Here is a 13155-nt window from a genome sequence, read left to right as displayed (position 1 = left end):
TCAATTCTTTATCCTGTCGCACGATACGTGAAACGCCCGCCGACATGAACGGGCCACCCAACGACCACAAGGGCTGATGGCCGAAACACTACTGAACGCAAATAACGTGCCCTTGACCTTTTCACCCTTGTCTCCGTTGGGTGTCGCGTTGAACGCGACGAGTGATGCCTGTCAGAGGTAAGTGGACCCCGCAGCGCTAACCAACAACACCAGTAGTTAGCAGTAAATCCACCAAATCAGACAACGAATCTGCAATCTTAACTTGCGGAAATGGCAAATAACCATAAGAACTGGGCTCCCACCAATTCACTAAATAAATACCACTAATTACGCTGGCTTTCGGTATACAGACGTAGTCTCTTCCAACAACATCATACGCGATCGGATGAAAGTGGTTGATGAAATAATCCTTACTATCCATGTCGTAATCCGTCAAATCTCTTACCTAGGCGTTAGCAAAATCTATACACTCTTGAACAGCACCTAATGAGGCTAAATGATAAAAGTAGAGCGATATAAATTCTTCGTCATCACCTACTCGTAATTTGTATTCGTTGTAAGACGGGATTTTAAGTTCATAGTTTTCAAACTTTATTCCATTTGACCACAGCAGAAAGTCACGGTACTCTTCGTCTATCGGTCCATAAACATCTTCAAATTTGTCGATTTCTTCAGGTAAGCAACCCGCGTTAGAGACAGCACTCTTTAATTGATGAATTTTACTTGTTAGCTCATTCATTTTTATTCCGCCTTTTAATGAGCTTTGGCCTGTCGCAAAGTACAGTGCTTAATCTGTCAAAACACGCTGTCGGACGGATTTTAGCCTGTCTGACTAAACGCGATCCGCCAGCAAAAAACGCTCACTATCAATTCGTTATCTTGTCGAACGACACGTGAAATGCCCATTGACATGATTGAATCACCCAACGCCCCCATGTGTTGATGGCGAGGAACGAGCCTTTACATACATGGCCGGTTGGGCTGTCCGCTTTCCTTCGGGACGTGCTACCTGTCGCCCGGAAGTTACCTCACGCAGCTAGGCACTAACACATGCAATAACTTTTTAAATTGGACTAACATTTAAGTACTACTTGTCAGCCGAAATCATTCATGAGTTATCCACTCCAATATTTGCGGAATGTCATTATAGTCATTCAACCACAGTGTGCCAACCCCCATATCCTTAAATAGCCTACGGTCATATTTATGAGCTTGTTTTAACATCGTTTCAATAGCATCGGTTAGCGAAACGTTTGACTTTATTTCTCCTTCCCCTACTCGTGCTCTAATTTCTTGGGCTCTTGCCTCTATCTCCGACTTTGCTTGTTCCAGCTCTTCTGCAGATAACACATAATCTTTCCGTAACACATAATGGACTGTTTTTCTTTTATTTAGACAAGTGCCATCAAGTAATCGCCTAAGATTAGGATCTGACATTGATAAGCCAACAAAGAGAACTGTATAATTCCTAAGGTAATTAGTTAATTCTGAAACAGCCCAATGCAACTGACTGAAAGTTAATTTATTAAACTCATCCTCAGTAAAAATTAGCTCTGAATCCAGCTTGGAACTATTATTTGGCAAATAACCATTTACGTGAATTATAGAAAGATTTTTATTTATAACTCGTGAATTCTTATATACAGGATTCACTCCAATACCTCTTTCAGTAAGCATCTTTTCAAGCAAATTATCAAAATTGAAATTCACAATTGCAGGAAAGGCTCGTTCCCTATTTTCACCTTCGTTTGCTTCAATAATTCTTACCAAAGCGGCCAAAGTAGTATCACCTTGTACATCAGGTCTGTAAGTTCGATATAAAGCGTCTCTTATTACACGCCTATATTCATTCACTTGCTGTTTGACATCTGATAGATGGCCATGATTATCTATTTGATATCGAATTACACGTGCAAGAAGAGTTGGAGAAAAACCAAGTTTGTCTGATAACCAAGAGGCTAAGGCAGGCCTATACGCAGGGAAAAAATACTCGTATCTTTCATCTGCTCTATTTATTAATATGTTAGTAACTAAATCTTTCCATGTGGGAATACCATAAGGTAATGATACACCTGCACCTAAAAATAAGACTAGACGTCGCTCTTTATATGCTTCTTTTAAATCATTAAGGTATTTCAACCTAAGCCTACTACTTGAGCCGATTTGAATTCTTTCAGAACCACTATTATAAGTATTCATAATTATTGTTGCGAATTTAGGTTTTTAGTGTATCTATACTCAACGCCAAAAAGGACTGATAATGAACGAATTACTTGCCTGAACACAAGTTCCCTCAACCCTTACACCCTTTGTCGTTGGGCTGAAAGGCGTCCTTCGGGGCGAGCATCTTGTCAGCAGTAACCACCCCATGCGGAGCGCACGACAACGCACGGTTCGAATTACACAAGCTGACCAATCCTCGAGTGCCCGCAATAATTTAAGTATTCTTCCTAAGTTCAAGATACTCTTTACCTCTTTCTGTTATGGCGAAATAATCTTTCAAATTACCTTTTTGTGGCATCTCACGAATGCCTTTGCCGGGGAAATTATTTATCAGGCCGAAGGATCGCAAACGCCTTAACTCAAGCTCAAAGTATGAAGCCTTATCAAAAAGAAATGGATCGTTTTTAGACAATTTTTCAAGATGTGTAAGTTCAGCTTCCGTAACAAAATTAGTAATCAGAAACTTAAGAGTTTCTATTTCAGACTTCTGTCTTTCCTGTTCACTTTTCTGCTCCTCAACTTTTGATGAGAGAATGTGAATTTCCCTCTCAATTTCCACTGGGCCAAACTTTGCTTTTATTATTCTTGATTCTGAAAATTGCTCTAAAATTTTCAATAGTGGATTACGAAAAAACAACAGTGAAATAAGTCCAACTATTGGCCAAGATAATAATATTGCACCTAATACCTTAACCCATTCAAGTAATGATTTTGAATCCATATTAGATCAGTGCTATTTGGTTTACATATTTATAGCTTTTCAATTGAGCGGTCTGGCGTAACTCCGTCGCGGCTCGTGTCAAACGAAACCCGCCCAACTCTTCTAAACCTACCTGACCGGGGCGCTCAAATTGTCACACGGAAATCGGAAATGGAAGCCTAAAACTGACCTCTCGGACGTGCCACCTGTCGCCCGAAGCCGGAAATGGAAGCCACAAATGGACCGGTCACCCAACGCCTGCAAGGGCTGATGGTGCACCACAAGATAAGCCACAACCCCACACGTTACACCTTTACAACCTTGCCCTTGTTGGGTGAATTCATGGCGCGACGGACAGTGTCCTGTCCACCGCGAGTGGACCCCGCAAAGCTGACCAACAACACACAAAACCGAATAAACCGAGAGAGGCCGAAGCAAAGAAGCCGAGGCTGTCAAACGGTGGCACTCAGGTACGTTCCAGTGTCGGCCGAAACGCGTTTGTCGACGTTCTGTCAGACGGTGATTACCCTGTCCAACCACATGTGACACGCCTGCAATAAACGCGCTGTCAAACGGTCATTGACCTGTCGACCGGAACGCGAAATTCAAATAAAAAGAACGCTCACTATCAATTAGTTATCCTGTTGCCCGGTACGTGAAATACCCACTGACTTGGACGGGCCACCCAACGATCACAAGGGCTGATGGCCACAAGATAAGTCACACTCAGGTACGTTGCCTTGACCTTTTCACCCTTGTTCGTGTTGGGTGCCGCGTTGAACTATCGACCACTTTCCTGTCCGTGGTAAGTGGACCCCGCAGCGCTGACTAACAAAGCACAGTACCAAACAAGCCGAGAAAAAGCCATTTTACAATTGACTAATGATCGCCTTCAACTCGATAACGCTGTAAGCCGGATCCCGTCTATGCAGCATAGCATGGCAGTTAGGGCAAACAGGAATAAGGTCATTGATAGGATCAACTCTATAGGCCTGTCCAATTTTAGCTATTGGTTTCAGGTGATGCACATGAATAAAGCCCTCACCAACTGGCCCATACTGTGCTTCGAAGGTCATCTCGCAAACTCGGCACTTAGCACCCCAATGCTTGATACAAGCTTCGCGCGCTGCCTTATCACGTTCGTAAACATTGACATAAATCTGCTTCTTCGCCCCTTCAGTGTGCATTTTGTCGGTCGCAAACTCATCGGGGTAAAATACTGTCGAAGCAGGCTCAACGGCTGTTGTAACGTCCAGAAGAGAGGTAAGTGATTTAACAACAGACAGATCTTTCAGCTCAGCATAACCGATAAAGTTGGCAGTAGCCTGCTTCAATGCGGCAAGCAGAACTTGGTCAAGGATTGGAACTGGAGTAGCTAACTGCTTACCAGTCGCCCGAAAGATTAGGTCGCCGTAGTCATCTTCCTTGTAGGAAGAAGGCGTTAGCCTGGCAGCTAGGAAATACAGTTTGGGTTTTTGCTTTTCACTTCGGCCTGTGACGATCCAAAGTGTTTGGCCCATACTGTCAATAACGGTTTGCCGCTTATTGTACGACGCTGAATGTTCCCCGTTGAAAGTCTCCAACTCATATGGCCCCCGCTTGTCCTCATTGTGGTAAAGTAGAAAATGGCGCACGTTCTCGTATTTAAAGAAGCTAAGGGTGAAATATACAAACAAGAAGTCATATGAAATAATGGGTTCGTGCTGTCGCAGATACGTCCCCCTGTCCACTAAGATGCGATAACCTGCATACTATCAACCGGACATTGACCTGTCGCCAAGTACGCGGCCAACCTGCAAAGAACGCTCACTATCAATTTGTTATCCTGTCGCACGAGACGCGAAACGCCCACCTACATGACTGAATCACCCAACGCCTGCGAAGGCTGATGGTGGAAGCAAGATAAGCCACGATCAGGTACGTTCCACCTTTACACCTTCGCCTGGTTGGGCTGCCGTATTGGCCTAATCGTGTGATTCCTGTCCAAGGTAAGTGGACCCCGCAGCGCTAACCAACAACGCACACAACCAGACAAGCCGATAGAGGCCGAAGCTGTAAATCCGAGACTGTCAACCGTTGCACTCAGGCACGTTGCTATGTCGGTCGCAACGCTTTTGTGAACTTGCTGTCCGCCAGTAACCACAAGGATCAACGCTCTAACTCAAGGAAACGCGAGTGTTGTAAGCGCCGAAGGATCGGTTGTTGTCAAGCAGGAAAGCTACTTTCGTCTGTAAATATTGTAATAAATAGCCCCGAACAGGCCACCCAATAGCGGGTAAGCGATGACAAGAAGATAAAACTGTTTGGACCTCAGTTCTAAAAAGAAGTAAATGGCATAAACCAAATACATCGCCAGGGCAATGACTGCGCCCAAGGCTAAGTGAGATGCTCGATTGACCGGTATTTTGCTGGCAATCAGCGCATAGAGCCCTGCCAATATCCAGTAAATTAGGCCTAGATAATAGATATGGAAAGCCGTGAAAGACAGGTACTCTCTAAAAAAATCACCTACTGAATCGACATACGTTTTCTGGCTGTGAGTGATCAGAATAACGAACCTGATGGCACTGTCGATCAACAGCAGCAAAAACACCAAGCCGATTAGCTTTACAGTTTTCATTTTGTCCATTGTCGCCAATAACGTGAAACGCCCACTGACATGAACGGGTCACCCAACAACCGCAAGGGCTGATGGGATTTGCTTAGCTCACAGCAAGATACCTAACCCTGACCTTTTCACCCTTGTCTGCGTTGGGCTGCCGCGTTGAACGCTCAAAGAGTCCCCTGTCAGGGGTAAGTGGACCCCGCAACGCTAACCAACAAAGCACAAAACCAAGCAAGCCGAGAGAGGCCGAAGCCAACAGACTAGGCTGTCGAACGGTGCAAATCAGGTACGTTCCTCTGTCGGCCGGAACGCGTTTTTCAACGTGCTGTCCACGCTTGATTGACCTGTCCAACCAGGCGAGAAACGCCAGAAAAAATGCTCATCACCTAGGAATTAACTCTGTCGAATGATTGGTATACGAATGAGTATAATTATTTGAAATAACTAAAAAAGAATGTAATAATTAATGCGATTATAGGAAATAGTACTACCATATACGTTAATAATTTTAGTTGCATTGGATCGAGCATTACTCGTCGTCTAATATTTCTAAAACTAGTGATGATGACAATACTAATTACCACATAAAATAACAATGTAAACTTTTGACTACTGATTGCGTCTCTATTTACTGCTCGTAATAGTAAGAGACTTATAAAAAGTAGTTGGGCCGCTTTTCCGACGTAGTAGCTGAGGTTGCCTTTAAAAATAATCTTTTTCATGATTGTGCTGATAACCTACCAACAAACATACATTTTTACTACCCGAAGCAAGCAAAGAGCGGCCAATGCCTCGTAGAGATCAGACTAGGCCATAAGCGTTCTGTCGCCGGGATATAACTCTGTCGCCCGTTACGTGAAATATCCGCTTACTTGAACGGGCCACCCAACACCCGCAAAGGCTGATGGTGGAAGCAAGATAAGCCACGATCAGGTACATTACCCCTTTACACCTTTGCCTGCGTTGGGCTGCTTTTCAGATTACCCGACTGATTCCTGTCAGAGGTAACACGTCCACGCGAAGCGAAAATCAGATGTGTTCACCAAATGCTTTCAAGCATAATTTGCCAATCACCCAGCAAGTCAGGTAAAACACACAAGACCAGAATACAATGTTCAGCAAAATATAAAAGGCACTTGATTCAACAACTAAGCGACCCCAATCCAGAGGAAAGCTATACATAAACAGCATAACTTCTTTAAAGATGTTAGTTGACCCCCATGTGACCAAAAACATTGCCCCAAAGGTTGAAGCCAACCCATAAAAAAAAGCAAATAGGAGTGTCAAAATAAGCATGTTTCTGTGCTCCATGTCAAGACTGTCTACTGTATCGCTCGCAATCTGCATTATAAAGCCGCAGATACGTTGGCCTGTCGACCGAGACGCGAAACACCAACAAAATAACGCTCATTATCAATTACTTATCCTGTCGTACAAGACGCGAAACACCTGCTTACATGAACGGGCCACCCAACGCCACAAAGGGCTGATGGCCACAAGGTAAGTCAAACTCAGGTACGTTATTACGACCTTTTCACCCTTTGCCGGTTGGGCTGCTGTATTGGCCTAATCGCGTTTTTCCTGTCAGAGGTAAGTGGCCCCCGCAAAGCTAACCAACAACAAATAGCCGATTATATATCGGCTAAACCTAGTTGCAATTTTTGGCAATGCTCCCCCTTAGTTTACCCATAGCTTCAATAAGTGGTTGTATGCCAGTGGGGTCTCCACCTGTGCAAGGACCCCAAAAAGCTTTTTCCTCTTTGCCTGAGTTACGCACGATTATCCAGGCCGAACTGGCGTCAAAACAAACGCCCTCTTCGCCGACTTTGACTTTGCGAAGAGCTTCCTGATCGACTAGTTTTCGCAGTTCATTCCACTCCGAAGAACTAATGGGGGCTTGACACGTTTTTGACGATTGTTGACTCGGTTGGTAAACCTGCTTGTCAGCATAAACGGTTATCTTTTGCACAGCGCCTGTAAAACCGAAGATAGTGCCATACTCAATCGACGTTAGATTATCTGGCGTGATCTGAGTTTCGTTACTGCATGACAAAAACAGGATTAAAGCAGTGACCAAGAGTAAAGACTTCATAGCGTTTTTCAGTAAGGATCGTTATTGCAATTCAACAGTTGGAATCATTGAGAAACTTAACTCAGGTACGTTACCTGTTGACCACACGCGTTTGTAAGTGGTCCGTCTACCAGATTTATCTCTGTCTATAGGTACGTGACACGCCAGCAAAACGTGCTGTCGAACTGTAATTCACCCGTCGACCAAGACGCGAAACACCAGCTAAATACGTTCATTATCAATTCATTATCCTGTCGACCGAGACGCGAAACACCCACTTACTTGGACGGGCCACCCAACTCCTGCAAGGGCTGACGCGACCGATAGGGAGTGTTCACCCTTGCTCTGTTGTGGCGACGGTCCCCCGGTCTCGACCAACCTTGGCTTTAGTGTACACCCATCTAATCCGGGGGATGGGCTGACGCGATGGCCGTGCATTTTTGGGCTAGCTTGTGTTCCCTGGACAGCGAGCTGCCCGCGCCCACAAGCTAGCCCAAAAATAGGACAAAAGCAAGGGCAGGTAGGGGGCATCTCGCACAACATAATAAAGGGCGCAAGGGCACTAAACTATAAATAACTGATAATCAGCAAATATTAGTTTATCGTATCCTTTTTTACGATGCAGTCATGAGCCCTTGATTATCAGCGTTGCAATCATAGTAATATACCGGGATACAAGCAACCAGTCCCACCTAGAAAGTGAACGTCATAATTATATGATTGCATGATTTTAATAAAAAGCTTGCCGATTCGGTAGCTAGATCCCCTTAGTGCCGTTCAGAGGTGACCAAACACTATCCGGCCTTTTAAGATTGATTCACGAGTTTCTGTATGCTACCCCGGTCCTATCGGAGGTTCCCAGATTGGTACATCCAGTAATGTTCACAAGTAGGTACGCTTACCTACGTTACTGCTCATCGGATGCAGGTTGTCTACCTGGATGTGTTGGGTCAAGTCTTCGCTGTATGCTCATTTCATCAAAGGTATTTTAGAACCTACATGAAACCGTTCGCACCGGTGATAGACAACCAATCGACCAGGCCCTGCTACGCGGCTATATAGCTTCACAACAGCCTGTAACCTCCCCTTAGATCAAACCTACCTATGGGCATCAGCCTGTGGCGTAAAATCAGTAAGTAGGAATAAGCTCGATTTCTGGACACGCGGACTCTACCTTGCAGTTGTAAAATATTGCTACCACTCAAACACACTAGCAAATGGCTTCAGGAGTTTTTGCCGTCTTTGACGATATCGCTGCGTTAATGGATGATGTTGCGCTGGCAACCAACGTAGCTACCCGCAAAACGGCCGGTATACTTGGCGACGATCTGGCCGTAAATGCCGAAAAGGCAACAGGCTTTTTAGCCGAGCGGGAACTACCCATCCTGTGGTCGATTACCAAGGGCTCGCTGCTCAACAAACTCATTATCGTACCTATTGCCTTGTTATTAAATACCTTTTTTCCAGCCGCCATTACTTTTATCCTCTTAATCGGCGGTTGTTATCTGGCTTACGAAGGCGGTGAAAAGATTTTGGCCTATGCTGGCACTGTGCTACGAAAGAGTCCGCCGACAACCGCTGTAAACAAATCAGTAACACCTGCTGCTAATCAAGAGGCAGAAAAAATAAAGTCGGCGATAACCACTGATTTTATTCTGTCGGTAGAAATTGTCATCATCGCCCTGGGAGCGGTTGGCGGACAAAACACCACGGTACAGATACTGACCGTATCAGCGGTAGCCCTGCTGGCGACGGTTGGTGTGTATGGCCTGGTAGCGCTGATTGTTAGAATGGATGATGCAGGCTACAAATTAATCAAGTCTTCGGAGGGGGCAGGTATCCGCTCCAAACTAGGGCATATACTGGTCGGAGCCCTCCCGGTAATCGTCAGGATACTAAGCGTGGTAGGTACGTTGGCCCTTTTACTAGTTGCCGGGGGCATATTCGTTCATAATATACCCTATCTGCATGACTGGTCTACGGGCCTTCCGGCTTGGGTTAACGAATTTGGTATCGGTCTGGTGGTCGGATTGGCTCTAGCAGGCGTCGCTGCCCTGGTCAAGACGCTTCGCCGTTCCGATAAGGTGCCTACGCATAAGGCAATGTGACAGGCACTTGATTGCCCGATTCGCTCAGCCAACTCAGAGTTGGAGTGAATCAGGTCCTATCAGACCTGGCGGTGGTAGCACTTCCTGCTGGTGGAATAGCCCAATCTGGTTACGAAACCGTTTGGAGCGTACTAAGCTAGCATACTGGCTCGCCCGACTCTTTGTAGCCAGTCTGACAACTAACTGGTACGTTACCGAATAGCCCAGTACGACTTTATTCACCAGTAGCATCCAGATAGAGATATAAGGCGTTAATCAGTCCGTTTTCTATAATGGCAATGTCCATCCCCGTGGCAGCTGGTATTTCGTCAGCAGCCCCCAAGGCCCAGGATACGTGACTAACACCATGGTTCACTACGGCTGGCCTAGTCAGTGCAAACACGAATTGAAGCGGCCACTGATCCTGTAGACGTTTTATAAGCTCGTTAATCGGCTGATAGCCCTGGATAGCGGGGCTATCAGTCGTTTCGTAGAAAACGATGTCAGGCGCATAAATCTGATTCATGACCGCTAGGCGCTGTTGCTCATCTCGCTCACTCCACACGTTTAGTAGACTGATTTCGAGTAAAGGCACCGGTGTGGTCTGCATTGTTGATTGGTTTATCGATTCGTCAAGCTTACTGGAGTACTCAAATAAAGGTAACAGACTCTCAACAAGCTAATTATGGCCTCATTTTTCTGAGTCACCCTCAGTTCATTTGCGCTAACGGAGAATGAACGCTTAGCAACGATGTATTCATGAAGCGTGGGTAACACTCATCGCTTTTTTGTGTCATCTTTTTATAAACGTATAGGCAGTATCGTTTTGCCTTGTGTCATATCAGCTAATCCGCCAAGTTAGTTGGCAGCGGGGTCAACTTAATCTGACGGGAAGGCGACCGGGTGACTTCCTGTACTACAACTCCCCTACCGCGTTGGGTACAACACCGACACAGGCTGACTGTACGTAGGTAAATCGACACCTGGTTAAACGGTTAACCATCTACTGGTCCTGATTGCCCAATCGGATATTCCTGTCAATACAGGTAAGGGTTCTTCTGGGACAATCGCGCGTAGTTGAATCACAATTGATTAGAACAGGCTAGTTTGTCGGCGCCAGCCTGAAACTCTGCTCTACTACTAGAGAGTACAAATGCTTAGGAGTTCACGCCCCCAGCTACAGCAGACAGCCAGTGTCCCCTCCCTCAATAATTCACAAAAATTAGCTGCTTACTGCTACCGCTAGCCTGAATGAGTCACTGAGCAGACCCAAACAGAGGGGTGGCCCTCGACTACCTTTTTGCCGGGCCGGGAAGGTAGGAGGAGCGAATGCACGTAGGCCAATGACCTGTAACCAGCCGTCCAATAAATAACGACCTGACAAGCTAAGTTACGCCTGAACCAAACGGCTTCTCTACTCTTTTGACTGTTATATTGACACAATTGGCAAGCTTCCCGGTCCAGACCTCATGCGATCCGGCGGCAACCCATAAGCCGTCTGTAATTCCTTAGTTAGCGCCTGAGCACCGCTTGGGTGTGCAATTAGATTCATGAGCATTCAGTTAGATTTCCTCATTGTTAGTTCATGCCCCGAAGCATGGGGCGGCAGTGAGGAATTATGGGCGCAGGCAGCGATCCTGCTCCGGCAGGCGAATCACCGGGTTCATGTGGCCAAAACCAACGTTGATTACCGCCATCCACGTATTCAGGCTCTAGTGGCGGCGGGGTGCACCATGACCGACCTCCACCAGCTTCCCCCCTTGCTAGTGCGGTTGGGTAACCGCCTGCTACCTGTCCGGTGGCAACATCACACCCAGCAACGCGGGCAACAACGCTTAAAGCAACTGCTTAGGTCGTTTCGGCCTGCCCTGACGCTGGTGGCTCAGGGCAACAATTTCGATGGCGTTGGCTTTGCCGATGTCTGCCGTCGGGGTGGTTATCCATACGCCCTGGTAGCTCAGAAAGCGGTTCATTTTTTGTTTCCCTATGACTGGGAACGGTCGCGTATTCAGGCGGTTTATCAAGCGGCGCAAATGTGCTTTTTTGTGTCCCGCCACAACCTGGAACTGACCCAGCAGCAAATAGGCCGGGCGCTTCCTAAGGCGGTGGTGGTCTGGAATCCGGTAAATACCCGGTTACTCGAGGCCTTCAACTCCCCCGAACTACCGCTGCCAGTCTCCTGGCGACCCATCCGACTTGCCTGTGTGGCCCGACTTGATTTATTCGACAAAGGGCAGGACCTGCTGTTGACGGTGCTGGCTCGCCCTAAGTGGCGCAGTCGACCTATTCAGCTTACGCTTTACGGAGCAGGCCCACACCAGCAAGGAATCCTGGAGTTGGTACAGCTTTTGCATCTGGAGGATCGGGTGGAGCTAGCTGGCTACGCAGCCGACCCGGTAACCATCTGGCAAACCCACCAGGCACTGATTCTACCTTCACGAAGCGAGGGGCTGCCTCTTGCACTGATTGAAGCCATGCTTTGCGGGCGGCCGGCGATTGCTACCGACGCGGGGGGCGTTGCCGAACTTCTGGTGGATAACGTGACGGGTTTCCTGGCGGCTGGCACCACGGCCGATGCCATTGATCAGGCGCTGGAGCGGGCCTGGGAGCGGCAAGACGAATGGGCTCAGATTGGACAGACGGCTGCCCGGCACGTACGCGCCACCGTTCCTGCCGATGCCGCCGCCCGCTTTAGTACTCAACTGTTTGACTTGGCTCAGTGCGCCATAACCGACAACTCTGTTAGTGTATGAATGAACCATTAGTGTCCATCATTATTCCTACTTATAATCGGAGCCACCTGATTGGAAAAGCCATTCGTAGCGTACAGGCCCAGCGCTATACAAACTGGCAGCTTATCATCATCGACGATGGCTCGACCGACGGCTTGCGGGCAATGCTGGCCAATTATGACTGCCTTGAATACTACGCTCAGCCTAATCAGGGGCAGGCCGCTGCCCGCAACCGGGGGCTTGAGTTTTGCCGGGGTGAATTCATCACTTCGCTCGATTCTGATGACGAATGGCACCCTGATTTTTTGTCCGATGGGGTAGCCATGCTGTGCAAGCACCAGTTGGACTTTGTGTTTATGAACTGGGTAACCAGCAAAGGTGAAGATGGTTATACGTCTTATTTTGCCCAGCACCGCAAACGATACTGTACCCAACTGGATACCAACTGGTGGTTACTCAATCCAAAGCAGAACCGACGGCTGTTTGTGGAAACCTGCCCGTCGCCCTCTTCTTCGCTGATAATCCGCCGCCAGTCGTTTCCCAGTGGCTGGAACCCACAGATGCGCATTGCCGACGACTGGTGCATGATGCTGGATATGGTGATGAAGCAGGATTGCTATTCAGCTTTTTCGCCGCATCATTACTGGACTAAGCACATTGGCGACGATAACATATGGGATTGCCGGGACAACACACTTGTGATTCCCGACGTGGGTTTTCACGACGAACAGGTACTG

At 47.1% G+C, this 13155-nt stretch carries 10 protein-coding genes and 1 pseudogene; 3 read left to right on the top strand and 8 right to left on the bottom strand.

Features of this window, described 5'->3' with window-relative positions; translation table 11 throughout:
* Positions 1–196: 196 nt before the first annotated feature.
* The 7 genes from F7231_RS05090 to F7231_RS05060 all read right to left on the bottom strand — a co-directional run bounded on the left by F7231_RS05090 (position 197) and on the right by F7231_RS05060 (position 7620).
* The gene (locus tag F7231_RS05090) at positions 197–421 is read right to left on the bottom strand and encodes a hypothetical protein (protein ID WP_166691121.1); all 225 of its coding nucleotides are present in this window, start codon (positions 419–421) and stop codon (positions 197–199) included.
* A gap of 24 nt (positions 422–445) precedes the next feature.
* Positions 446–739 carry an SMI1/KNR4 family protein gene (locus tag F7231_RS05085; protein ID WP_166691120.1) on the bottom strand — a complete coding sequence of 98 codons (294 nt, stop codon included), beginning with the start codon at positions 737–739 and terminating at the stop codon, positions 446–448.
* A gap of 365 nt (positions 740–1104) precedes the next feature.
* Complete coding sequence (locus F7231_RS05080; protein WP_166691119.1) at positions 1105–2199, bottom strand: SIR2 family protein; 1095 nt, start codon at positions 2197–2199, stop codon at positions 1105–1107.
* A gap of 238 nt (positions 2200–2437) precedes the next feature.
* Positions 2438–2944 (bottom strand): hypothetical protein, encoded by a 507-nt coding sequence (locus tag F7231_RS05075; RefSeq protein ID WP_166691118.1) that lies wholly within the window; start codon positions 2942–2944, stop codon positions 2438–2440.
* 848 nt (positions 2945–3792) lie between these two features.
* Positions 3793–4443, bottom strand: a complete 651-nt coding sequence (locus tag F7231_RS05070; RefSeq protein WP_166691117.1) for an HNH endonuclease — start codon at positions 4441–4443, stop codon at positions 3793–3795.
* Between the two features lie 698 nt (positions 4444–5141).
* Positions 5142–5543, bottom strand: coding sequence for a hypothetical protein (locus F7231_RS05065; RefSeq protein WP_166691116.1), 402 nt, complete (start codon positions 5541–5543; stop codon positions 5142–5144).
* 1633 nt (positions 5544–7176) lie between these two features.
* Positions 7177–7620 carry a hypothetical protein gene (locus F7231_RS05060; protein WP_166691115.1) on the bottom strand — a complete coding sequence of 148 codons (444 nt, stop codon included), beginning with the start codon at positions 7618–7620 and terminating at the stop codon, positions 7177–7179.
* A gap of 1196 nt (positions 7621–8816) precedes the next feature.
* Here F7231_RS05060 and F7231_RS05055 point away from each other — a divergent pair.
* Positions 8817–9707: a DUF808 domain-containing protein gene (locus F7231_RS05055; protein ID WP_085414401.1), complete on the top strand. Its 891-nt coding sequence runs from the start codon at positions 8817–8819 to the stop codon at positions 9705–9707.
* A gap of 214 nt (positions 9708–9921) precedes the next feature.
* Here the strand turns inward: F7231_RS05055 and F7231_RS05050 are convergent, their stop codons facing one another.
* Positions 9922–10296, bottom strand: a complete 375-nt coding sequence (locus F7231_RS05050) for a nuclear transport factor 2 family protein (RefSeq protein ID WP_085414402.1) — start codon at positions 10294–10296, stop codon at positions 9922–9924.
* A gap of 940 nt (positions 10297–11236) precedes the next feature.
* On the opposite strand from F7231_RS05050, the gene F7231_RS05045 reads away from it, so the two are divergent.
* Both F7231_RS05045 and F7231_RS27325 read left to right on the top strand, forming a co-directional pair.
* Positions 11237–12439: a glycosyltransferase family 4 protein gene (locus F7231_RS05045; RefSeq protein ID WP_166691114.1), complete on the top strand. Its 1203-nt coding sequence runs from the start codon at positions 11237–11239 to the stop codon at positions 12437–12439.
* Positions 12436–12945: pseudogene (locus F7231_RS27325) on the top strand (glycosyltransferase family 2 protein); the annotation flags it as partial. The gene F7231_RS05045 and the pseudogene F7231_RS27325, both read left to right, overlap by 4 nt.
* Positions 12946–13155 lie beyond the last annotated feature (210 nt).

This window comes from Fibrivirga algicola, from assembly GCF_011742925.1.
Taxonomy (GTDB): domain Bacteria; phylum Bacteroidota; class Bacteroidia; order Cytophagales; family Spirosomataceae; genus Fibrella; species Fibrella algicola.
This window is presented reverse-complemented; position numbering and strand designations above follow the sequence as displayed.

Coding starts and splice junctions, on each gene's coding strand:
- F7231_RS05075 (WP_166691118.1), bottom strand. CDS start 2,944: ATGGATTCAAAATCATTACTTGAATGGGTTAAGGTATTAGGTGCAATA.
- F7231_RS05055 (WP_085414401.1), top strand. CDS start 8,817: ATGGCTTCAGGAGTTTTTGCCGTCTTTGACGATATCGCTGCGTTAATG.
- F7231_RS05060 (WP_166691115.1), bottom strand. CDS start 7,620: ATGAAGTCTTTACTCTTGGTCACTGCTTTAATCCTGTTTTTGTCATGC.
- F7231_RS05080 (WP_166691119.1), bottom strand. CDS start 2,199: ATGAATACTTATAATAGTGGTTCTGAAAGAATTCAAATCGGCTCAAGT.
- F7231_RS05085 (WP_166691120.1), bottom strand. CDS start 739: ATGAATGAGCTAACAAGTAAAATTCATCAATTAAAGAGTGCTGTCTCT.
- F7231_RS05090 (WP_166691121.1), bottom strand. CDS start 421: ATGGATAGTAAGGATTATTTCATCAACCACTTTCATCCGATCGCGTAT.
- F7231_RS05050 (WP_085414402.1), bottom strand. CDS start 10,296: ATGCAGACCACACCGGTGCCTTTACTCGAAATCAGTCTACTAAACGTG.
- F7231_RS05065 (WP_166691116.1), bottom strand. CDS start 5,543: ATGAAAACTGTAAAGCTAATCGGCTTGGTGTTTTTGCTGCTGTTGATC.
- F7231_RS05070 (WP_166691117.1), bottom strand. CDS start 4,443: ATGGGCCAAACACTTTGGATCGTCACAGGCCGAAGTGAAAAGCAAAAA.
- F7231_RS05045 (WP_166691114.1), top strand. CDS start 11,237: ATGAGCATTCAGTTAGATTTCCTCATTGTTAGTTCATGCCCCGAAGCA.